This is a genomic window from Parviterribacter kavangonensis (assembly GCF_056863335.1).
Genome location: NZ_JBXPJA010000001.1, coordinates 47269 through 69314 on the forward strand (window position 1 = coordinate 47269; position 22046 = coordinate 69314).

General features: G+C 73.7%; 20 protein-coding genes. 13 read left to right on the forward strand and 7 right to left on the reverse strand.

Features of this window, described 5'->3' with window-relative positions; all coding sequences use genetic code 11:
* Position 1: 1 nt before the first annotated feature.
* The 4 genes from AC1UE4_RS00230 to AC1UE4_RS00245 all read left to right on the forward strand — a co-directional run bounded on the left by AC1UE4_RS00230 (position 2) and on the right by AC1UE4_RS00245 (position 4541).
* Positions 2–535, forward strand: a complete 534-nt coding sequence (locus AC1UE4_RS00230; RefSeq protein ID WP_482915205.1) for a GNAT family N-acetyltransferase — start codon at positions 2–4, stop codon at positions 533–535.
* A complete protein-coding gene (locus tag AC1UE4_RS00235) occupies positions 532–1473 on the forward strand; it encodes an alpha/beta fold hydrolase (RefSeq protein ID WP_482915206.1) in 942 nt (313 codons plus the stop codon). The genes AC1UE4_RS00230 and AC1UE4_RS00235 overlap by 4 nt, the downstream gene beginning before the upstream one ends.
* A complete protein-coding gene (locus tag AC1UE4_RS00240) occupies positions 1473–3197 on the forward strand; it encodes a CocE/NonD family hydrolase (protein ID WP_482915207.1) in 1725 nt (574 codons plus the stop codon). Before AC1UE4_RS00235 ends, AC1UE4_RS00240 begins: the two co-directional genes overlap by 1 nt.
* Before the next feature lie 93 nt (positions 3198–3290).
* Positions 3291–4541: a transglycosylase SLT domain-containing protein gene (locus tag AC1UE4_RS00245; protein WP_482915208.1), complete on the forward strand. Its 1251-nt coding sequence runs from the start codon at positions 3291–3293 to the stop codon at positions 4539–4541.
* A 320-nt stretch (positions 4542–4861) separates the two neighbouring features.
* On the opposite strand, the gene AC1UE4_RS00250 is transcribed toward AC1UE4_RS00245, so the two are convergent.
* Positions 4862–6136, reverse strand: a complete 1275-nt coding sequence (locus tag AC1UE4_RS00250; protein WP_482915209.1) for an HD-GYP domain-containing protein — start codon at positions 6134–6136, stop codon at positions 4862–4864.
* A gap of 342 nt (positions 6137–6478) precedes the next feature.
* Here AC1UE4_RS00250 and AC1UE4_RS00255 point away from each other — a divergent pair, with 342 nt between their 5' ends.
* From AC1UE4_RS00255 to AC1UE4_RS00265, 3 genes are read left to right on the forward strand one after another with little or no spacing between them, the layout of a single operon-like run.
* Positions 6479–7390 carry a MerR family transcriptional regulator gene (locus AC1UE4_RS00255; protein WP_482915210.1) on the forward strand — a complete coding sequence of 304 codons (912 nt, stop codon included), beginning with the start codon at positions 6479–6481 and terminating at the stop codon, positions 7388–7390.
* The gene (locus tag AC1UE4_RS00260; protein ID WP_482915211.1) at positions 7387–7878 is read left to right on the forward strand and encodes a PAS domain-containing protein; all 492 of its coding nucleotides are present in this window, start codon (positions 7387–7389) and stop codon (positions 7876–7878) included. The genes AC1UE4_RS00255 and AC1UE4_RS00260 overlap by 4 nt, the downstream gene beginning before the upstream one ends.
* A gap of 49 nt (positions 7879–7927) precedes the next feature.
* Positions 7928–8923 (forward strand): transcriptional repressor, encoded by a 996-nt coding sequence (locus AC1UE4_RS00265; protein WP_482915212.1) that lies wholly within the window; start codon positions 7928–7930, stop codon positions 8921–8923.
* Positions 8924–9194: 271 nt separating this feature from the next.
* Here AC1UE4_RS00265 and AC1UE4_RS00270 read toward each other — a convergent pair whose 3' ends face one another.
* A complete protein-coding gene (locus AC1UE4_RS00270) occupies positions 9195–10709 on the reverse strand; it encodes an FAD-dependent oxidoreductase (RefSeq protein ID WP_482915213.1) in 1515 nt (504 codons plus the stop codon).
* Positions 10710–10794: 85 nt separating this feature from the next.
* On the opposite strand from AC1UE4_RS00270, the gene AC1UE4_RS00275 reads away from it, so the two are divergent.
* The 4 genes from AC1UE4_RS00275 to AC1UE4_RS00290 are packed head-to-tail and all read left to right on the forward strand — an operon-like array spanning position 10795 to position 14993.
* A complete protein-coding gene (locus AC1UE4_RS00275; protein ID WP_482915214.1) occupies positions 10795–11919 on the forward strand; it encodes an acyl-CoA dehydrogenase family protein in 1125 nt (374 codons plus the stop codon).
* Between the two features lie 22 nt (positions 11920–11941).
* Positions 11942–14107 carry a DEAD/DEAH box helicase gene (locus AC1UE4_RS00280; RefSeq protein WP_482915215.1) on the forward strand — a complete coding sequence of 722 codons (2166 nt, stop codon included), beginning with the start codon at positions 11942–11944 and terminating at the stop codon, positions 14105–14107.
* 11 nt (positions 14108–14118) lie between these two features.
* Entirely contained in the window at positions 14119–14583 is a 465-nt protein-coding gene (gene greA, locus AC1UE4_RS00285) for a transcription elongation factor GreA (protein ID WP_482915216.1), read from the forward strand.
* The gene (locus AC1UE4_RS00290) at positions 14580–14993 is read left to right on the forward strand and encodes a hypothetical protein (protein ID WP_482915217.1); all 414 of its coding nucleotides are present in this window, start codon (positions 14580–14582) and stop codon (positions 14991–14993) included. Before greA ends, AC1UE4_RS00290 begins: the two co-directional genes overlap by 4 nt.
* Here the strand turns inward: AC1UE4_RS00290 and AC1UE4_RS00295 are convergent.
* From AC1UE4_RS00295 to AC1UE4_RS00305, 3 genes are all read right to left on the reverse strand, one after another.
* Positions 14990–16408 (reverse strand): MFS transporter, encoded by a 1419-nt coding sequence (locus tag AC1UE4_RS00295; RefSeq protein ID WP_482915218.1) that lies wholly within the window; start codon positions 16406–16408, stop codon positions 14990–14992. The genes AC1UE4_RS00290 and AC1UE4_RS00295 overlap by 4 nt on opposite strands.
* Before the next feature lie 100 nt (positions 16409–16508).
* Positions 16509–17819 carry a fatty acid desaturase family protein gene (locus AC1UE4_RS00300; protein ID WP_482915219.1) on the reverse strand — a complete coding sequence of 437 codons (1311 nt, stop codon included), beginning with the start codon at positions 17817–17819 and terminating at the stop codon, positions 16509–16511.
* Entirely contained in the window at positions 17816–18910 is a 1095-nt protein-coding gene (locus AC1UE4_RS00305) for a ferredoxin reductase (protein ID WP_482915220.1), read from the reverse strand. The genes AC1UE4_RS00300 and AC1UE4_RS00305 overlap by 4 nt, the downstream gene beginning before the upstream one ends.
* An 85-nt stretch (positions 18911–18995) precedes the next feature.
* On the opposite strand from AC1UE4_RS00305, the gene AC1UE4_RS00310 reads away from it, so the two are divergent.
* A complete protein-coding gene (locus tag AC1UE4_RS00310; protein ID WP_482915221.1) occupies positions 18996–19661 on the forward strand; it encodes a TetR/AcrR family transcriptional regulator in 666 nt (221 codons plus the stop codon).
* On the opposite strand, the gene AC1UE4_RS00315 is transcribed toward AC1UE4_RS00310, so the two are convergent.
* Positions 19658–21079 carry an MFS transporter gene (locus AC1UE4_RS00315; RefSeq protein ID WP_482915222.1) on the reverse strand — a complete coding sequence of 474 codons (1422 nt, stop codon included), beginning with the start codon at positions 21077–21079 and terminating at the stop codon, positions 19658–19660. The two genes, AC1UE4_RS00310 and AC1UE4_RS00315, sit on opposite strands and share 4 nt — an antisense overlap.
* A gap of 19 nt (positions 21080–21098) precedes the next feature.
* On the opposite strand from AC1UE4_RS00315, the gene AC1UE4_RS00320 reads away from it, so the two are divergent.
* A complete protein-coding gene (locus AC1UE4_RS00320) occupies positions 21099–21635 on the forward strand; it encodes a TetR/AcrR family transcriptional regulator (protein WP_482915223.1) in 537 nt (178 codons plus the stop codon).
* Here AC1UE4_RS00320 and AC1UE4_RS00325 read toward each other — a convergent pair.
* On the reverse strand, positions 21632–22021 hold the full coding sequence (locus AC1UE4_RS00325) for a cyclic nucleotide-binding domain-containing protein (RefSeq protein ID WP_482915224.1): 390 nt from the start codon (positions 22019–22021) through the stop codon (positions 21632–21634). The two genes, AC1UE4_RS00320 and AC1UE4_RS00325, sit on opposite strands and share 4 nt — an antisense overlap.
* Positions 22022–22046 lie beyond the last annotated feature (25 nt).

A 22046-nucleotide genomic window follows, 5' to 3' on the forward strand; every position in this document is an offset into this window, starting at 1 on the left:
CATGAGCCTGCGACGCCTGACCCGCGACGATCGCGTCGCCCTCGAGCGGTTCCTCGACGGCATCCCCGAGGAGGACCGCAACTTCCTCAAGGAGGACGTGACCGAGCCCGACCTCCGCGACCGCTGGCTCGACGAGCGCTGCGGCGTCCGCCTCGGATCGTTCGACGACGAGGACGGGAGGCTGGAGGCGCTCGCCGTGCTGTGGCCGGGAGTCGGCCGCTCGTCGCACGTCGCCGACCTGCGGCTCATCGTGGCCGCCGACCGCCGTCGCCGCGGGCTCGGCCGCCAGATGGCGCGCGCGGCGCTCGTCGAGGGGCTGCGCAACGACTGGCGGAAGATCACGATCGAGGTGCCCTCCGAGCACCAGGCGACGATCGACATGTTCGTCGAGCTCGGGTTCCGCCCCGAGGCCCTGCTGCGCGACCACCTGCAGGAGCCGGACGGGCGGATGCACGACCTCGTCTCGCTCGCCCACATCGCCGACGAGGGCTGGGCCGAGATGTACACGGCCGGGCTGGCGGACGCCGCCTCGTGAGCGCCGAGGAGCGCAAGCTGTGGATCGAGGGCGTGCGGCTGCACGTCCGCGAGACCGGAGACGGCCCGCCGCTCCTGCTGGTCAACGGGCTGGGCACGCACACGGCGATGTGGCGCCCGCTCGAGCGCGCGCTCACCGCTCACCGCGTCATCTCCTTCGACGCCCCGGGGACCGGGCAGTCGTCGCTCGCCCCCGGCCTGCTGCCGATGGGGTCGCTGGCCGGGATGCTCGAGCAGCTGCTCGACCGGCTCGGCCACTACGACGAGGTCGACGTGCTCGGGTACTCGTTCGGGGGCGCGTTGGCGCAGCAGTTCGCGCGCCAGGCTCCGCACCGGGTGCGGCGGCTCGTGCTGGCGGCGACGACGCCCGGGTGGGGCGGCGTCCCCGGCTCCTTCACCGCGCTGGCGCTGATGATGACGCCGCTGCGGTACTGGTCGCCGACGTTCTACGCGCGCACCATCCCGCACATCGCGGGCGGGCAGGCGCGCGATCCGCGCTTCGTCGGCGCCCACAGCAAGGAGCGCCTGGCGCACCCGCCCAGCGCGCTCGGCTACGCGGGTCAGCTGGCGACGATGACGAGCTGGTCGAGCATCCGCTGGCTCGGCAGCGTCCGCACGCCGACGCTCGTGCTGTGCGGCGGCGACGACCCTCTGACCCCGCCCGTGAACAGCATCATGCTCGCCGCCCGGCTGCCCGAGGCGCGCCTGCAGGTGCTCGAGGACGAGGGCCATCTCCTGCTGCTCGACGAGCACGGGCGCGCCCTGCCGATGGTGCACGAGTTCCTCACGGCGCCGGCGCACGACGAGTCGGAGGCGTGGTCGAGTGGTCTCGAGATCGGCGAGGACGACGTCGAGGACGCGCTGCGCCGCGCCGGCCGCGGCGCCGAGCCGTGGGGGACCGTCAGCGCGCTCTACCGCCGCGTCCTCCGGCGGCGCTGATGTCGGTCGTCGTCGAGCACGGCGTCCCGTGCCGCGTGCGCGACGGCACCGTGCTGCAGGCGGACGTCTACCGCCCGAACGACGACGAACGCCATCCGGTGCTGTTGCTGCGCACGCCGTACGGCAAGCACCTGCACCAGTTCACCCACCTGTCGCTGGATCCGGTCCGCGCCGCGGCAGCGGGCTACGTCGTCGTGCTGCAGGACACGCGCGGCCGGTTCGCGTCGGAGGGCGGCGAGTTCGTGCCGTACCGCGACGAGTTCGCCGACGGCCACGACGCCGTCGCGTGGGCGGCCGGCCTGCCCTACGCGAACGGCCGGGTCGGCATGTACGGCGTCTCGTACATGGGCGGGACCACGTGGCAGGCCGCGGTGACGGCGCCGCCGGCGCTGCGCGCGATCGCGCCGGTCCAGGCGCCGGACGACCAGTACGTCGACGGCCTGTGGCGCGGCGGCGCGCTGCTGTGGGCCACGCACCTGATGTGGTCCCTGGCGAGCCTCGGGCTGCTCGCGCTCCTCCGCGCGCGGAGCGGTCGGCCGTCGCTGCCCGCCGACTTCGGCGCGCTCGTCGACGACCTCGACGCGTTCGAGGACCTCGCGCGGCACCTGCCGCCGAGCGCGCTGCCGGCCGGCGACCCCGATGACCCCTTCCTGCCGTACTTCTACGACACCCTCGCCCACCCGACGCGCGACGCCTTCTACACCGAGCGCTCGACGCGTGATCGTCACGGCGACGTCCGCGTGCCCGCGCTGATCGTCGCCGGCTGGCACGACCTCCTACTCGGCGGCGACCTCGCGCACTTCACGGCGATGCGCCGCTCCGCCGCCACGCCCGAGGCGCGCGAGCACACGCGCCTCGTCATCGGGCCGTGGGCGCACGGGGTCTTCCTGCCGGTGGTCGGCGAGGTCGACTTCGGCCTGCGCGCCGGCGGGATGCTGCTCGACCTGCGCGAGGACCTCACCGCGATGCAGCTGCGCTGGTTCGACCGCTGGCTGGGGGACGGCCCGCCGGCGGAGCCGGACGAGCCGCGGGTGAAGCTCTTCGTGATGGGCCGCAACCGATGGCGCGACGAGGACGACTGGCCGCTCGCCCGCGCGCGGCCGACGCCGTGGTTCCTGAAGCCGGGGGGCGGCCTCGGGCCGGAGCGCCCGCCGAGCGACGCCGAGCCCGCGCAGTACGTCTACGACCCCGCCGATCCCTGCCCGACCCGCGGCGGGACGCTGCTCATGCCGCGTACCTACGTCCCCGGGCCCGTCGACCAGACCCCGCTGCTGTCGCGCCCCGACGTCGTCGTGTGGACGTCGCAGCCGCACGACGAGTGGCTCGAGATCACCGGCCCCGTTCGCTGCGTGCTGCATGCCGCGACGAGCGCCGTCGACACCGATTGGGTCGTCAAGCTCTGCGAGGTCCTCCCGGACGGGCGGACGCTGAACATCTGCGACGGGATCCTCCGCGCCCGGTACCGCGACGGCGACTGGGCGCGTCCGAACTTGGTCGAGCCCGACGCCGTCCTCCGCTACGAGATCGACCTGTGGGCGACGTCGATCGCGCTGGCGCCCGGCCGCCGGCTGCGCGTCCTCGTGACCTCCAGCGACTTCCCCCGCTACGACCGCAACCCGAACACCGGCGCGCACGGCGTCGATGCGACCGAGCTGCGCCCCGCGCGTCAGCGGGTGTTCTGCGACGCCGACCGGGCGTCGTACGTCGAGCTGCCTCTCGTCTGACTCTCGGCGCACTTCGCGCGTCCCGCGCGGCACTTCCGTCGGAAGGCTCCGGGTGTGCGGAGCCGATCGAGCGAAGCGGGGCAGGCTGGGCTTGTGCTGCTCGCGATGCTGTGCGCCGCGCTCGTCGCGGCGCTCGTCATCGGCGGGATCGCGCGGGGGATCGGGGTCGGGGGTGAGCGGCAGCGTGCGGCGGATCTCGCCGCGCTCGCGGGCGCGGCCGCGATGCGCGACGCGTACCCGCGCCTCTTCGAACCGGCGCTCATCGCCGGCCGTCCGAACCCGAGACATCTTCCCGCCGGCGCCTACGAGGAGATCGGCCGGAGGAGCGCGGTCGACACCGCGCGGCGCAACGGCGCTGCAAGCGCGGCGGCGTCGTTCCCCGATGCGCGGAGCTTCGCGCCGGTCCGGATCCGCGTGGAGGTCGGCGGCGACGTCAGGGTCGGCGACGACACGGCTGAGGTTCGAGCGGTCGCGGAGGCCGAGCTCGTCCCGCCGGCCTCGCTGACCGGCGGCGGGCTCGGTGGCGACGAGTACCGCGGTCCGCTGGAGGAGCGGCAGGGGAAGCGCATGCGACCGGACGTCGCCCGCGCGTTCGACCGCATGAACGCGGCCGCGGCGCAGGACGGCGTCGCTCTCGTCATCGCGAGCGCGTTCCGGTCGAACGCCGAGCAGGCGGTGCTCTTCGCCCGGCATCCCGACCCGAAGTGGGTCGCGCCGCCGGGCAAGTCGCTGCACCGTCTCGGCACCGAGCTCGATCTCGGGCCGCCGTCGGCCTACGGGTGGCTGGCGGCGAACGCGAAGCGCTTCGGCTTCACGCAGCGGTACGCGTGGGAGGCCTGGCACTACGGGTTCACGGGCTCGCCCGGCACGCGCAGTGTCGGCTTCGGGCCGGGCGATGGCGAGAGCGCGCTGCCGAGCTTCGTGCCCGAGCAGTTCGCCGCCCCGATCAGCCGTGCCGCCCAGCGGTGGAACGTCGGCGCCGCGCTGCTCGCCGCGCAGCTCTACGCCGAGTCGAACTTCAACCCGTTCGCGCGCAGCGGCGCCGGTGCGCAGGGGATCGCGCAGTTCATGCCCGGCACCGCGGCGGCCTACGGGCTCCGCGATCCCTACGACGCCGCGCAGGCGATCGACGCTCAGGCGCACCTCATGCATGACCTGCTCGTGCAGTTCGGCAGCGTGCCGCTCGCGCTCGCGGCGTACAACGCCGGCCCGGCGCCGGTGCAGCGGTGCGGCTGCATCCCGCCGTTCGCCGAGACGCAGGGCTACGTCGCCCGGATCCTGGGCCTGCTCGGCGGCGCCGGCGACGTCGCGGCCGGCGCGCTGACCGTGCGCCTGGTTCGCTGAACGATCCAGGGGGCGGCGCCTACGGCCGGACCGAGCGGATCAGAGGGGTTGACAAGATCCGGTCGCCGGCGTTCGACGCCGCCCCGCTGGAGCTTGGAGCCGCACCGCGGCCCGTCGCCGCGGGGGCAGTCGCGACGACGAGCAATGAGCGGCGTTGCACTGGGCACGTACCGGGCCTTCCCTGCCGGAGAGCGCAGGGTCGCGGGCGCGCCGGACGGACGCGACGTCCGCGCAAGAAGCGTTCAACGTTGCGGGCCGAACCTGCAAGAAGGCGAACGCCCCGGCGCGGTGGGGCTCGGTGGGCGGTGGGTCGCCGCGGGCTACGGCGTGGCGGGGCCGAGCAGCGCGAGCTCGGCGTCGAAGTCGGCTCTCGTCGCGAGCCGCTCCTCGGCGGGCCGGTCGGCGAGCACCGACGCGAGCGCCTCGACGCACTCCGGGTCGAGCTGGCTCCCGCTGACGCGGCGCAGCTCGGTCAACGCCTGGAAGGAGCTCATGCCCTCGCCCGGCCGATACGACGAGCCGGACGTGATCGTGTCGTAGACCTCCGCGACCGCGACGATCTTCGCGAGCACCGGGATCGCCGCGTCGTCGAGCCCGAGCGGGTAGCCGCGCCCGTCGACGCGCTCGTGATGCGCCGCCACGGCCCGCACGACGTCGTCGTCGAACCCGAGCGTCCGCAGCATCGCCGCGCCCGCCTCGGGGTGGCGCTGGATCGCCGCCCACTCGCTGTCGTTCAGGTCCCCCGACGCGCCAAGGGCGACGTCCGACAGGCTCAGCCGCCCGAGGTCGTGCACGAGCCCCGCGGTGTGCGCCGCGCGCTGAGCGTCCGCCGACAGCGACATCGCCGCGGCGATGCGCCCCGCGAACGTCGCGACCGCGGCGGCGTGCCGCGCGCTCTCGGCGTCCCGCGCCTGCAGCGACCGCAGCAGGTCCCCGGCGAGCCCCTGCTGCTCGACGCGCCGCTGGCGTGAGGCGGCCACGAGCTGCAGCATGTACGTGATGCCGACGATCACGAGCGCGAGCCCCGCCGCGCCGGCCGCGGGCATCCGCACGTACAGGTCGGCGACGCCGGCCGCCGCGATCACCGCCCACAGCAGCGCGGGCGCGAGCGGGCTCGGCGGGTGCAGGCTCGCCCGCAGCCCTTCGCCCAGCGACGGCGCGCTCAACGTCCGCGCGATCGCGAAGCTCAGCACCAGCGCGAGCGCCGCGATCGGCGCCAGCACCAGCGACACGGTGACCGCGTGCAACGGCACCGGGGCGACGACGGCGAACATCGCGCCCGCCACCAGGTTCGGGACGCCCGCGGCGAGCACGTTCCCGGCCAGCGCGTACAGCCGGATGCGCTCGAACAGCCACGCGCCCAGCTCCCCCAGCGCCGCCACCGCGAAAGCGGCCGCCGGGCCCAGCGCCGCAACGGCGATCATGGAGCAGGTGAACGACGCGGACACCCACATCGAGCCGTCGTACCGGACGGCCATGAGGTTCGCGACGACGGCGGCGCACGCGAGCGCCGCGGTCAGCGGGGAGAGGACGCGGTCATCGACGCCGCCGGCGAACCCGGCCAGCGCGAGGCCGAGCGCCGCCACGGCGGCCACGACGGACGACCGGGGAGGACTCGTCTCTGACATCCCGCCGGCCGAGCATACCCCCGCCGGCGCGGATGTCGAAGTACCGAGCGGCGCCTACTTGAAGCGGAAGTACCCCTGTGCGGTCGACGGGCCGAGGAACTCCACGGCGGCAACGAGGATGGGCAGGACGGCGAGCTTCAGACGGCGCATGACGATGGCTCCTCTCGAACGGGGCGACGAAACGCGATCCTTCATCCCGCGCCGGACGGAGACGATCAACTTCAGTGCAGCTTCTGTTCACGAAGTTGATCGGATGTTCGTCCGCAGACGCTTCGAAGCCGCCGATCCTGCGGTAATCACGCGCCCGCGATGAGGACGTTGAAGACGAGCGAGGCCGCGGCGATGCTGAACGTCACGGCGAACACGCTTCGGGTGTGGGAGCGCCGGTTCGGCTACCCGCGCCCGCAGCGCTCGCGGGGCAACCACCGCCAGTACACGTACGCCGAGATCGTCGCGCTGCGAGAGGCCTTGCAAGACGGGCTCTCGATCTCCTCGGCGGTCAGCGTCGCGCGCGAGGCGCTCAGCAGCGACGTCGACGCGCTGCTGCGCGCGCTCGGCGCGCTCGATGCGGATCGGGCGGACCGCGCCATGGAGGCGTCGCTCGGGCTGCGGTCGGTCGAGCGCTCGGTCGAGGACGTGCTGCTGCCGTCGCTGCGCGAGATCCATCGCCGCGACGGCGGCGACAGCGCGCGCGCCGCGTTCGCCGCCGTCTGGGTGTGCGACTGGCTGCGCCGTGCACGCCGGCTCGCGTCGTCTCCGCAGCGCGGGCTGACCGTGATCGTCGGCGACGCCACCGGCGGCGACCTCGAGACCACGACGCCGTACGTGCGCGCGTTCGAGCTCTTCTGCCTCCGCGGCGGTGCTCACGTCGTGACGCTGCCGGTGACGCATCCCGCCGGGATCGCCGAGGCGGTCAGGACGATCGAGCCCGACGCGATCGTCATCGCCGGCGGCGCCGTCGACGACGAGACGCTCGCGCGCTGGGCGTACCGGGCGCGGACGGCGGCGGGGTCGGTGCCGCTCGCGCTCTTCCACCGCGACGTCCACGCCGTCGGCCCGAACGCGCGGGCGCGCATGCTCGACCCGTCGCCCGTCGCGGCGGAGGAGCAGCTCGCGGAGGTGCTCGACACCGAGCGCCGCCGGGCGCGCACGACGCCGCTGCGCGAGGTGCCCGGCACGGGGCCGCCGCGTCACAGCCGCTCCGGGAAGGCGGCGGGATGAGCGGGGAGCGCGCACGCGACATCCGCGCCGTCCCGCGCGAGGCGCCCGCGCAGACGGTCGTCTTCTGCGGCTACTGCGGCAAGCGGCCCGCCGAGGACCCGAGGGAGAGCCGCGTCTGCCCGAGCTGCGGTCTCGGCCTGCTGCTCACCGCGGATGCGGCGTTCGCGCCGGCCGCGGACGAGGCGTTCGCGGTGATCGACCCGGCGCTCACGGTCCGCGCGCTGTCCGCCGCCGCCGAGCGCCTCTTCGAGGTCGAGGAGACCCGCATCGTCGGGCAGCCGGTCGACGCGCTCCTCGTCGCCGCCGACGCCGCGCCCGGCGCACGCGCCCGCCTCGCGGGAGAGCTCGCGCGCATCGCGCGCCGCGTCGCCGACGAGCCCGCCACCGCGGTCGTGCGGCCCGCCGCCTCGTTCGGCGTCCGCTACCGCGCCCGCATCGGCCCGTGCGAGCCGGGCCCCGCCGCGCTGCTGGTCGTCGGCGCCCTGTAGTCGCCGCACGCGCGGGGGTACGATCCCGCGCAACCGTGAGCGGGTCGGCGTGACCTCACCGCAGCCGGGGGCGGACGGGCCGCCCGAGCGCGACTTCGTCGCCGACCTCCGCCGCGAGGGGCTGCGCGCGACGCCGCAGCGGCGCGCGATCCTCGCCGCCTTCGACGGCGGCGCCGCCGAGCACCTCTCGGCCGAGGAGATCCACGCGCGCGCGTCGGCGCGCATCGCGGGCCTCGGCCGCGGCACCGTGTACGCGACGCTCGCCGACCTCGCGGAGGCGGGCCTGCTCGGATCCGTCGGCGATCACGACCCGATCCGCTACGAGACGAACGCCGCCCCGCACGACCACTTCCGCTGCCGTCTGTGCCTGCGCCTGTTCGACGTGGACCTGCCGGCGCTCGACGCCGCCGCGCTGCGGAAGCGCGGCTTCGCGGTCGAGTCGGTCGCGGTCGTCGCCGAGGGCGTGTGCGCGGAATGCCGCGACTACGGGCGCGGCCTCGCCGCCGGCGCGAAGGCGATGACGGACGACGAGCAGCTGGACGCGTCGATGCTTGATGCGCTCAGCTGCGTGCGCTTCGACAGCGACGTCGGCCCGATCGTCGTCGGTGCGTCCACGGAAGGGATCGTGCGCGTCGCGTTCCCCGGCCACGCCGACTTCGCGAGCCTCGAGCAGCGCGCCCGCTCGCGCCGCGGCGGCCGCGCGGGCCGCGACGCCGCGGAGACGCTGACGGCAGCGATCCGCGGCTACCTGGGCGGCCAGCGAGCGCCGCTCGAGGGCCTCGTCGACTGGGGGCGCGTGGGCGACACCGGGCGGCTCTGCCTCGAGGCGACGCAGAGCGTCGCGTGGGGCGCCCGCCGCTCGTACCACCACGTCTGCGACGGCGCGCTCGACCCCTACGCGTGCGGGTTCGCCCTCGGCACCAACCCGGCGCCGATCCTCTTCCCGTGCCACCGCGTCACGCGCGGCAGCGAGGTCATGCTCGACTACGTCGCCGGCGGCGCGGTCCGCGACCACCTCGACCGGCTTGAGCATCCTTCCCAGTGAGCGTCCTTGCGACGAGTGGGTCCCTTTCGAACCCGTTCGTGCCAGGACTGAGTCCGAGCTGTGAAGAAGTCCGGGGAGGGGGTACAGGGGAGGCGTGCCACCCAGCGCCGACGCCTCCGCCCCTGCCGCCAGCGCGGCTCCCCTGACGACCGCACCGCCTTCCGCGCGGGTTCAGCGCGCAGACCTCACCCGCCTCGTCGACCGCACGCGCGCCGCGATGACCGCCATGCGGCGCACGCAGGCACCGCGCTTCAAGCGCTAGCGGCGCCGCTCAGCCGACGTCCCGCCGCTCGAGCGGGTTGACCGCGGGTCCCTCGAGGACCGCGCCGTCGACGTCGAACCGCGATCCGTGGCAGGGGCAGTCCCAGCTGCGCTCCGCGCCGTTGAACCGCAGCAGGCAGCCCATGTGGGTGCACCGCAGCGACACCGCGTGGGCGACGCCGTCCTCGGAGCGGTAGACGCCCGTCTTGCCGAGCCCGTCGCGCACGACGCGCGCCTCGCCGGGCGGCACGTCATCGGCCGACGACACCTCGGCCGGCGTCACGCGGTCGAGCGCCATCAGCGCGCTGAACTTCGTCCCGAGCTGCGCGACCTCGTGCGCCGAGCGCAGCGACAGCCGCGTCGGGGTGAACGTCGACGCCCACTCGTGCTCGCCGCCCTGCACGGCGTCGGCGAGGATCCGCGCGGCGAACGTCGCGCCGCTCAGCCCCCACTTCATCCAGCCGGTCGCGACCCACAGGCGCGAGGACCGCGGGACGAGCGGGCCGACCATCGGCAGGTGGTCGTAGGGGATCGGGTCCTGCGCGGACCAGCGGTGCGTCGGCTGCGCCCCGGGCCAGTGCTCGGCGGCCCACGACTCGAGGTGCGCGAACCGCTCGGGCGTCACGTTCGACGCTCCGGTCGAGTGGCCCTCGCCGCCGACGATCAGCTTGCCGTCGAACCACTGCACCGACCGCGTGGTGGAGCCGGCCGAGATCGCCATCGCGCGCGGCAGCTGCGACGGCTCGACGTCCGCGGCGATGCAGTACGAGCGCTGGGCCTTCAGGCGCGCGAAGAAGCCGCCGCGGTCGAGCATCGGGTAGTGCGTGGCGACGACCACCTGCTCGGCCGACAGCGTGCCGGCCTCCGTGCGGACCTCCGACGGCGAGCCGTCGGCGACCGACAGAACGCGCGAGCCCTCGAAGATCCGCCCGCCGGCGGCGGCGAACGCCCGCGCGAGGCCGCGCACGTAGGCGACCGGCTGGATGACGAGCTGGTCGTGCAGCCACACCGCGCCCGCGACGCCGACCGAGCCCGGGAGACCGGCGTCGTCGTCGCGCCACTCGACCGCGAGCCCGGCCGCGGTCGCCGCGTCGTGCTCGTCGGCGACCGCCTCCAGCTCGTCGGCGTCGAGGGCGAACGTGACGGCCGGCCGGCGCTCCAGCCCGCACGCGATGTCGTGCTCGGCCACGAGGGCGGCGACGTCCTCGACCGCCGTGCGGCATGCCGCGGCGTACGTCGCGGCCGTCTCGTCGCCGTGCCGCGAGACGATCGTGCTCAGCACCGTCGACTGGAGCGCCGTGACCTTCGCGGTGTTGTTGCCGCTGACGCCGCTGCCGATCCGCTCGGACTCGAGGAGCACGACGTCGGCGCCCGCGCGCTGGAGGTGCAGCGCAGTCGTGACGCCCGCGATCCCACCGCCGATGACGGCGACCTCGGCGGTGAGGTCGCCCTCGAGACGGGGGTGGGCCTCGTCGCTCGGCGCGCTCGTCAGCCACAGGGAGGAGGTCGCGGAGGTCGTCTGCATCCTCGCTCCCTACCCCGGTTCGGATCTCTTACGTGCTTGGTCTCACGTTCGCGGCGTGCCGGCAACGGGCAGGAACCGGTGCGCCATGACGCCGAGCGAGCTGAACGCCGCCGTCGAGCGCTTCGTCGCCGACACCGTCCTGCCGAACGTCGCGGACTGGGATCGCGACGACGACCTGCCGCAGTGGGCGCTCGACCGCGTCGTCGGGCTGGGGATCACCGGCGCGATGGTCCCGCAGGAGTTCGGCGGCCGCGGGCTCGGCGCGTTAGATCTCGTCCCGGTCTGGCGGACGCTGTCGCAGGGCTGGATCTCGCTGACCGGCGCGGTGAACCCGACCGGCCTCGCAACCGCGCTGCTCGTCCGCCACGGCACCGACGAGCAGCGCCGGCGCTGGCTGCCCGGCATCGCGAAGGGCCAGGTGCTCGCGTCGTTCTCGATCACCGAGCCGCAGGCCGGCAGCGACCTCAAGCAGATCGAGACGAGCGCGCAGCGCCTCGACGACGGCGGGCTGGTGCTGGACGGCGAGAAGCGCTGGGTCGCCGGCGGGGTGAGCTCGGACGTGATCTTCATGATGGCCGAGGTCGAGGGCGCCGAGAAGCCGTCGTGCGTAGTGCTGCCCACCGGCGGTCGCGGCGGCGCGACGTGGCAGGTCGAGGAGCTCGACAAGGTCGGCTACCGCGGCGTCGAGTCCGCCGCCTACCGCTTCGAGCACCACCGCGCCCCCGACGCAGAGGTCCTCGGCGGCGAGCCCGGCCTCGGCGCGCGCCACATGCTCGACGCCCTGGACGTCGGCCGCGTGAACGTCGCCTGCCGCGCGCTCGGGATCATGGACCGCGCGCTCGCGTGCGCGATCACCGAGTGCACCGAGCGCGAGGTCGGCGGCGGGATGCTCGGCGAGCACACCCACGCCCAGCTGCGCGTCGGCGAGATCGCCGCCCGGGTCCGCGCCGTCGAGTCCCTCGTCGAGCGAGCCGCCGCCGCCGTCGACGCCGGCCGCGACGACGCCCGCGAGCTCTCCACCTCGGCGAAGCTGGTCGCGTCCGACGAGGCGGTCAAGGCCGTCGAGCAGGCCGCGCGGCTCGCCGCCAGCCGCTCCTACGCCGCGGGCGACGAGCTCGCGCGGCTGCGCCGCGACGCGCCGCAGACGCAGATCGGGGAGGGAGCCAACGACGCGCTCCTCCTCGCGCTCGCGAAGCCGCTCCTCGGCTGACGCCCGTCATAGCCTGGGTGGGGTGGAGCTGGCTGCGCCGCGCCCCAACGTCGAGCTCGGTGCCGCCCGGAGCGGGGAGCCGGTGGTCGTCTTCGCGTTCCCCTACGACGCCGCGCTCGTGGACGCGATGCGGGCGATCCCCGGCCGGCGGTTCGACTGGGACGCGAAGGAGTGGCTCGTTCCGCAGCACGAGGTCACGGCGATCTACGTCGCGGACGTCATCGACCGGTGGCCGCAGCTGCTCGTCTCCGACGGCGTCCAGCAGTGGCTCGCGGGAATGCCGCGCGGCTGGCTGGCGCGGATCACCACCCGCAAGCACGAGGGACGCGGCGAGTTCGTGGCGCGGACGCTCGCCGGGCCGCTCCCGGAGGAACTGGAGGCGCACGCGACCGAGCTCGTCCCGCGGACGCACACGCTCCCGTTCGCCGAGGAGGTCGCGGACTTCCTGCTCGAGCACGCGGGGGCGAAGCTCGATCCGGGGTCGGCGGGCTGCGCGACGCGGCTGCGCGTCGGCATCGACCCGCCGCCGGCGGTGCTCGTCATCGAGCACACCGTCGAGGAGCCGATGTTCGCGCTCGACAAGCTGTGGGACGACGACGCGGTCGCGGCGTTCGGGCTCATCCCCGGCGCCGACGCCCGGGCGAGCCGCGTGCCGGTCGACGCGTGGGCGCTCGAGGGCATCGAGCACTTCCTGCGCACCCACGGCATCGAGGTGGCGCCGAGCGCGCGCCCGACGTTGAAGCGGCTCCGCGAGGAGCACGAGGCGGCCGCCGAGGCGATCCGCCGCTCCCGGTCGCGCACCGCCGAGCCGCCCGACCCCAAGCCGGCGCTCGGCGGAACGCTCGCGCCGTTCCAGTGGGCCGGCGTCCGCTACGCGCTCGACGTCCGCCGCACGTTCATCGCCGACGAGCAGGGCCTCGGCAAGACCGTCCAAGCACTCGCCGCGCTCGAGGCCGACCACGCGTTCCCGGCGGTCGTCGTCTGCCCGGCGAGCCTCAAGCTGACGTGGGAGCGCGAGGCCGAGCGCTGGCTGCCGCACCGCACGCGAGCGGTCGTCAGCGGCCGCCAGTCGGTCCCGCCGAGGGCCGACCTGACGATCGTCAACTACGACATCGTCGCCGACCACCGCAGCTCGCTCCTCCGCGCAAGGCCGCGCGCGCTCGTGCTCGACGAGTCGCACTACTGCAAGAACCCGCGGGCCAAGCGCACGAAGGCCGTCCGCCAGCTCGCCGACGGACTGCCCGAGAACGGCCTGCGGCTGGCGCTCAGCGGCACGCCCGTCACGAACGGCCCGGGCGAGATCGTGCCGCAGCTGCGCATCCTCGGCCGGCTCGAGGAGTTCGGCACGGGCGCGCGGCTGGAGCGCCGCTTCAAGGGCAACGGCGGGGAGGAGAGGCTGCACTGGCACCTGCGCCGCCGCTGCTTCGTGCGCCGCCTGAAGAAGGACGTCCTGCCGCAGCTGCCGGCCAAGCGCCGCGTCGTCGTCCCGGTCGCGCTGACCAACGAGGACGAGTACCGGCTCGCCGAGCGCGACGTCGTCGCCTGGCTGCGTACCCAGCCGTTCGAGCGCCTCTCCGAGCTCGACGCGAAGATCGCCCGCACGCTGAGGGCCGAGCGGCTCGCCCAGCTCAACGCGCTCAAGCAGCTCGCGGCCCGCGGCAAGCTCGCCGCCGCCGTCGCGTGGATCCACGACTTCCTCGAGTCCGGCGAGCCGCTGATCGTGTTCGCCCACCACCGCGAGGTCCAGCGCGCGGTGCTCGAGCGCTTTCCCGATGCCGGCCACCTCGTCGCCGACGACTCCACCGCCCAGCGTGCCGAGACCGTCGACCGGTTCCAGAACGGCGACGGACCGGGCCTGCTGGTCTGCTCCACCAGGGTCGCGGGCCACGGCATCACGCTCACCCGCGCCTCGAACGTCGCGTTCCTCGAGCTCGGCTGGACGCCCGCCGAGCACGACCAGGCCGAGGACCGCTGCCACCGCATCGGCCAGCACGACGCCGTGACCGCCTGGTACCTGCTGGCCGCGGACACGATCGACGAGACGATCGCCGAGCTGCTGGAGGGCAAGCGCGGCGTCGTCGACGCCGTCACGGACGGCCGGCGCGTGCTCGGCGAGAGCCTCGTCGAGCAGGTCTCCGAGGCCCTGCGCGGCGGCGCCCCGCGGCGCCACCTGCGCACGGTCGCGTAGCCTCGGGGCCGATGGAGAACGACGTCGTCATGACTCAAGAGGGGCTCGACGCGCTCAAGGCGGAGATCGAGCACCTCGAGACCACCGCCCGCAACGAGATCGCGCAGCAGATCAAGACCGCGCGCGAATGGGGCGACCTCAAGGAGAACGCCGAGTACCACGAGGCCAAGCGCTCGCAGGCGCACCTGGAGACGAAGATCCTCCAGCTGCGCGAGCAGCTCCACAACGCCAAGGTGGTGGAGTCCGCCGCCGGCGGGGACGTCGTCGCGTTCGGCTGCACCGTCGAGGTCGAGGACGACAGCGGCAAGCGCGCCACGTACACGCTCGTCTCGGCGCTGGAGGCCGTGCCCGCCGAGGGCAAGCTCTCGTTCGAGTCGCCCGTCGCGCAGGCGCTGCGCGACAAGCGCGTGGGGGAGACCGCGAAGGTGCAGACCCCGCGCGGCGAGCGCGCCCTGAAGGTGGTCGCGATCACATGACCACCGAGGAGGCGATCCGCGCCGTCAACTGGAACATGGTCGCGTTCGACCTCGCGCTCGGCGGCGGTGCGCTGCTCGCGCCGCGCAAGACGCTGCGCGCCCTCGGCCACGACGCGCCGAGCGAGGACGCCGAGCACCTCTTCCAGCGCTGCGCCCCGATCTGGCTGACGTTCGCCGCCGCCCATCTCGTCGCCGCCAGGCGCGACGAGCCGCGCGACTGGCACGCGCTCGCGTGGCTGCGGGGAACGGAGTGGCTGACCGACGTGCTGTGGTCGCGCTCCCCCGCCGTCAACCGGCCGGGCGCGAAGGCCGGCCTGTGGTTCGCGGGCGCCGCGAACGTGGCGATGAGCCTCGGCTTCGCGCACATGGCGCGAAACCGAGGCTCACGCAAGCGCCGGTTCGGGCGCTAGGCCGCCGCGGGCTCCACGGCCGGCTCGAAGGCCGGCCCCCCGGCGGCACGCTTGCGGAAGAGCACGCCGGCGACCGCCGCGCAGGCCATCGCGAACACGCCGCCGACCACCAGCGCCTCGCGCATGCCGTCGACGTACGCCTGCGGCGTCCCGTCGCCGAACGCCGCGCCCGCGGGGATCAGCGCGCCGAGCGCCGCGACGCCGACGGCGAGGCCGGCCTGGCGGAACGTGTCGTGCACGCCGGCCGCCAGGGCGCTCTGCTCGGCGGGCGCCGAGTTCAGCGTCAGGCCGCTGACCGACGGGTTGAACATGCCGGTGCCGGCCAGGGCGATGAGCTCGCCCGGCAGGAAGATCGTCCACGACGAGTCGACCGCGGCGATGACCATCGTGATCTGCCCGATGCCGACCATCACGAGGCCGACGACCGCCATCGTCTTCGCCGAGAGGCCCTTCTCGATGAGCGTCGCGCTCATCCCGGCCATGATGAAGTTGAGCGCGGTGCCCGGCAGGTAGACGAGCCCGGCCTCGATCGGCGACAGGCCGAGGATCTGCTGCAGGTAGAGCGTCGTGTAGAGGAACACGGCGAAGAACGACGCCGAGATCCCGAACACGGCGACCTGCGCGCCGGTGAACGTGCGGTTGCGGAACAGGCCGGCGGGGATCATCGGGTCGCGCACGACGCGCTCCACCCAGACGAACGCGGCCAGCAGCACGGCGGCGCCGGCGAGCTCGGCGATGATCGCCGCGCTCGTCCAGCCGTCCTCGTTGCCGCGCAGCAGCGCGAGCACGAGCAGGAACAGCGAGCCGGTCAGCAGCGCCTGGCCGCCCCAGTCGATCCGGCGCGGCTTCGGGTCGCGCGACTCCTCGACGAACGCCCGCGTGATGGCGATGCCGGCGAGGCCGATCGGGATGTTGATGAGGAAGATCCACTGCCAGTCGATGCCGCTCGTCAGCGCGCCGCCGACGACCGGGCCGACGGCGAACGCGCCGCCGATCGTGGCGCCGTAGATCGCGAGCGCGGTCGCCCGCTCCTTCGCACGCGGGAACGCGTTGGCCAGCAGCGACAGCGAGACGGCGAAGAGGATCGCGGCGCCGAGGCCCTGCACCGCGCGGGCGGTGTTCAGCATCGTGATGTCCGTCGCCGCGGCGCACGCGGCCGACGTGACGGTGAAGAGGGAGAGGCCGACGAAGAAGAGCCTGCGGCGGCCGAGCCGGTCGGCGAGCGAGCCGGCGGTCAGGACCGTCGCGGCAAGCGCGAGGGTGTACGCGTCGACGACCCACTGGAGCCCGCTGAGCCCCGTGTTGAGGTCCTCGGCGATGCGCGGCAGCGCTGTGTTCACCACCGCGATGTCGAGCATGAGCATCGCCGTGGCGGCGCACACCACGACGAGCGTCCAGCGTTGTGTCTTGGTCATGGCGCAAGGCTCCCGCCCACGCCGCCCCTGCCGCATCGGGGGGACCCCTACACCCGACCCCCGATTGCTCGCGCAACGACCCCCGGGGGTGTGCGGGGCGTCACTCCGGGACGGACATGCGCACGCCGTCGTCGGGCTGCTCGGGACCCGGACCGCTCTCGTTCGCCGGACCCCCGTCCTGCCGGTCATCGCGCGGCGGCACGTGCGCAAGCGCCGCCTCGATCTCACCGGGGTCGGCCCGGAAGGGACCCGGCTTGGGCCGGATCTTCCCGCCGGGGAACGCGAGCCGGAGGATCGTGCGCTGCACCATCAACCACTGCTCGAGGAACGGGCCGCTGTTGTACGGCAGCTCGAACTCCTCGCAGATCGCCTTCACCCGCGGCGCGATCTCGGCGTAGCGCGTGGACGGCATGTCGGGGAAGAGGTGGTGCTCCACCTGGTAGCCGAGGTTCCCGGACGCGACGTGGAAGAACGGCGAGCCCTCGATGTTCGCCGCCCCGAGCAGCTGGCGGACGTACCACGCGCCCTTCGTCTCGTCCTCGACGTCCTTCTGGCTGAAGGTCCACGTCTGGTCGGGGAAGTGGCCGCAGAAGATGATCGCGTTCGACCAGATGTTGCGCACCAGGTTCGCCGTGGCGTCCGCCGTGACGGTCTTGCGGAACGTGCGCCGGGCGTGCTCGAGGAACCGCTCGCGGCGACCCTTCCGCGTGGTGGCGGCGGCGACCGCGCCGGCGGCGAGCGCGCTGACAAGCGGCCACGCCACGTAGTCCTTGACGATCTGCGTGCGCGCCTTGCCGGCGATCCCCTTGAGCTCCTCGACGAGCTGCTCGCGGTCCTTCTCGCCCCTGCGCACCGCCTCGAGGTCGAGGTCGTGGAACGCCACGCCCCACTCGAAGAACAGCATGAGCAGCACGTTGTAGAACGGCTGCAGCAGGTAGACCGGGTGCCACTTCTGATGCGGATCGATCCGCATGATCTCGTAGCCGAGGTCCTTGTCCTTGCCGCGGATGTTCGTGTATGTGTGGTGGACGTAGTTGTGGGAGTGCTTCCAGGCCTCCGACGTCGACGCGGTGTCCCAGTCCCACGTCGTCGAGTGGATCGCGGGATCGTTCATCCAGTCCCACTGGCCGTGCAGGACGTTGTGGCCGATCTCCATGTTCTCGAGGATCTTCGCCGCGCCCAGGGAGCTCGTCCCGAGCCACCAGAGCGGGCGGAACTGCGACCCGAGCAGCTCGACGCGCGCGAAGACGAGCAGGCGCCGGTGCATCTGGATCATCGAGACGATGTACTTGCGATCGCGCTCGCCGAGGTCTCCGTAGACCTCGTCGTGGATCGCGTCGAAGCGCTTGCCCAGCTCCTCGAGCTGCTCGGCGCTCAGGCGCTTGATCGGGTTCTCAGTGGTGGTGGTCACAGCTCGATCTCCACTCGCCCTTCGGGTGCGTTGATGCACGTGCGGACCGTCTCGCCCTCCGTGCCGGTCACCTTGCCGTTGCGCAGGTCGCGGACCTGGCCGGACTTGAGCTTGCCGACGCAGGTGTGGCAGATCCCCTCGCGGCAGCCGTAGGGCAGCGTCAGCCCCGCCTCCTCGCCGGCGACGAGGATCGGCGTCGCGCCGTCGCACTCGGTCTCGCAGCCCGACTTCGCGAAGCAGACCGTGCCGCCCTCGCCCTCCTCGGCGAGCCCGAGCACGGGCTGGAAGCGCTCCATGTGCAGCCGGTCGCAGTCGCCCTCGCGCTCCCAGTGCTCGGTCATCGCGTCGAGCAGCTCGCCGGGCCCCGAGACGAACGCCTCGCGCTCGCGCCAGTCCGGGCACAGCTCGTCGAGGTCCTCCGGGCCCATGCGGCCCATCTCGCCGGTGAGCTGGAGGTGCACGCGCGTGTTCGGCCGCCCGTCGGCGAGCGCCTGCAGCTCGCGCCCGAAGATGACGTCGTCCTCCGTGCGCGCGCTGTGCAGGTGCACCGCGTCGGTCTCCGCGCCGGACGCGGCGAGGTGGCGGAGCATCGACATGATCGGCGTGATGCCGCTGCCCGCGCTGATGAAGAGGACCTTGCCGGGCGGCGGGTCGGGGAGGACGAAGTCGCCCTCGACGCCGCCGAGCCGGATGATCGTCCCCGGCTGCGCCTGGCGGACGAGATGCGGCGTGACCTTCCCGCCCTCGACGAGCTTCGGCGTGATGGCGATGCAGCCGTCGCCGCGGTCCGGGTCCGAGGTCAGCGAGTACGCGCGCCAGTGGAAGATGCCGTCGACGACGACGCCGACGCGGACGTACTGGCCGGGCTGGTGGCCCGGCCACTCGTGGCCCGGCTTGATGACGATCGTGACCGTGTTCTCGGTCTCCTTGCCGATCCGCTCGATGCGGCCCCGCAGCTCCTGCGTCGACCAGAGCGGGTTGATCAGCTCGAGGTAGTCGTCCGGCAGCAGCGGCGTGAAGAGCGAGCGCATCGCGCCGAGCGTCTTGCGACGCACGGCCGAGACCTTCGGGACAGCACCTCTCTCCGCCACGGCGGCGAACCGTAGCGGAAGGTGAGAACGTCTGTCTCACGCATGTTCTCGTCCGCCCGCCGCGCACCGTAGACTCCGTGCTCCGATGGCCCCGAACACCGCGCCGCCGCGCCGCGCCCGCGAGCGCGACCTCGTCCGCGCGACGCGCGCGCTGTTCGACGAGCGGGGCATGCAGGACGCGCCGGTCGAGGAGATCGCCCGCGCTGTGGGCATCGCGCGCGGGCTCATCTACCGCGTGTTCTCGTCGAAGGAGGAGCTCTACGTCCTCACGGTCACGGACTACCTCGCCGAGCTCGACGCGCTGCTGACCGCCAACCGCGACGACGCGCTGGATCCGGTCGCGCAGCTCGAGCGCTGGGCCGAGGTCTACGCCGGCTTCTGCCTGCGCTACCCGGCGTTCCTGGACTGCGCGCTGTCGCTCATGCACAAGCCGGCGCCCGAGCTGCGCGACGCGCTCTCGGAGTCGGTCTGGTTCCGCCTCGGCCAGGGGATCGCGGCCTGCATCGTGCACGTCACCGACATCCTCGAGGCGGGCCGCGGCAGCGGCGTCTTCGCCATCGACGACGTCGCGTACACGGCGAACGTCCTCTGGACCCAGGTGCTCGGATCGATGCACCTGGCACGCATCCGCGTCGGCATCAAGCAGGCGGCGCCCGGCATCCCCGAGCTGTTCCGCATCGAGCCCGAGGACGTCGTGCGGACGTGCGCCGACGCCGCGCTGGCGACGGCGGGCGCGCAGCGGCGCGGCTAGGCGGCGGCGCGCGCGGGCTCGAGCGCGCCGGAGGCCGCGCGGGCGCGCGGCAGCGCGAAGGCGATCGCGGCGGCGATGAACGACCCGATCGCCGCCATCAGGAACGCGTTCTGGAAGCCCGACTCGGCGGGCAGGCCGCCGGCGATCGTCTCGGCGGTGAGGATCGTGACCGCGACCTGCGAGCCGAACGCGCCGCCGATCGTGCGCGAGATCGTGTTGATGCCGGTCGCGATGCCGACCTCGCCCGCGGGCACCGCCTCGACGATGAGGTTCGCCATCGACGCGAACGCGAACGCGATCCCCGCGCCCATGAACGCGCTCGAGATGAGCACCATCCACGCCTCGCTGTGCTCGAAGGCCAGCCAGCCGAAGGAGAACGTGCAGAACAGGCCGCCGGCGACGAGCACGACGCGCGAGCCGACGGCGCTGCCGAGCCGCCCGGCCGTCGGGCCCGCGAAGAGCATCACGATCGCGCTCGGGAGCAGGAACAGGCCCGCCTGCGTGACCGTCGCGCTGAAGCCGTAGCCGGCCTCCTCGGGGATCTGCACGAGCTGGGGGATGAGCAGGAACGAGCTGAACATCGCGACGCCGACGACGAACGCGGCGACGTTCGTCAGGAGGACGGCGCGGCGGCGCAGGACGGCGAGCTCGATCAGGGGCTCGGGCGTGCGTGCCTCGAAGCGCAGCCAGCCGACGATGACGACGACGCCCACGCCCATGAGCGCGAGCACCTCGGTGGAGCCCCAGCCCCAGTCGTTCGCCTTGCTGACCCCGAGCAGCAGCGCCGCGAGGCCGAGCGACAGGACGCCGGCGCCCGCCCAGTCGATCTTCGTGCGCTCGCGCGTCGGGGACGGGGGAACGAAGCGCCACGCAGCCGCGGCGGCGGGCAGCGCGACGAGGCCGGTCCAGAAGATGACGCTGACGTGCGTGTGGTCGACGATGATCCCCGAGAGCGGCATGCCGATGCCGCCGCCGATGCCGAACACCGCGCTGATGAGGCCGATGCCGAGCGCGACGCGCTCCCGCGGGAACGTGTCGCGGATGACGCCGAAGGCGAGCGGGAAGACGCCGCCCGCCGCGCCGGAGAAGATCCGCGCGGCGATGAGCATCTCGATCGACGTCGAGAGCGCGGCGATGACGCAGCCCGTCGCGAAGACGACGAGGACCAGCGTCATCATCCGGCCCTTGCCGTAGACGTCGCCGAGCTTGCCGACCAGCGGCGTCGCGATCGACGCCGACAGCAGGAAGCCGGTGAGCAGCCACGTCGCCGACGAGCTCGACGCGCCGTACTCGTGCTGGATGGCCGGCAGCGCCGGCACGACCATCGTCTGCATCAGCGAGAACGAGAGCGCCGCGAGCACCAGCGCGACGAGGACCGGGCCGGTCCGGACGGGCTGGTGGGGATCCGGAGGCGACACTCCGGTTACCCTAGCGGCCGTGGAAGCGAGCACCCAGCTGCGTTCCGATGCCGCGCTCAACCGCCGCCGCATCCTCGATGCCGCCCGCAGGCTCTTCGGCGAGCGGGGCATCGACGTGTGCGTCGACGACGTCGCGCGCGAGGCCGGCGTCGGCGTCGGGACGCTCTACCGGCGGTTCCCGACGAAGGAGACGCTCATCGCCGCGATCTTCGAGGATCGCGTCGAGCTGCTCGTCGTGGAGATCGCCGAGCTCGACGACCTACGCAAGGCCGCGGAGACGCTCGTCGCGCGCGTCGCCGAGGACCGCGGCTTCTACGACGCGATCCACCGCCAGCTCGGCTCGGCGCCCGAGCTCGAGGCGCCGAAGCAGCGCCTGCGGGCCGCGTTCGCGCCGCTGCTCGAGCGCGCGCAGGCGGACGGGGAGGTCCGCGGCGACGTCACCGTCGCCGACGTCGTCCCGCTGCTCGCCCGACTCGGCCGCCTGCCGGACTGGCGGCGGCCGCTCGCGATCGTCATGGACGGGCTGCGGCCGGCGGCCGCGACCCCGCTCCCTTAGCTGCCGCGGCGCTCCGCGGCGAGCGTCTTCAGCCGCTCCTCGAGCACGGGGATCCGGCCGCGCAGGCGGCGCAGGTCCCAGCCGGTGAGGGTGATGAGCCGCATCGGCGTGGAGGCGCGCACCGTCGCGTTGCGCAGGTCCTTGCGCAGGACGCCGGACTCGCCGAAGACGTCGCCGGGCCCGAGCGTCGCCACGACCTGGCCGTCGTGCGTGACCTCGGCCTGGCCCTCGTCGATGATCGTCAGGTCGTAGGAGTAGTCGCCCTCACGGACGAGCTCCGCGCCGTCGGACACGCTGAGCTCGTGGGCCGTCTTCGCGATGGTGCGGAGCGCGTCCTCGTCGAGCCCCTCGAACAGGGCCAGCTCCGCCAAGCGCTTCTGGTTCATGCCTCTCCTCGGTCGTCGCCGCGGC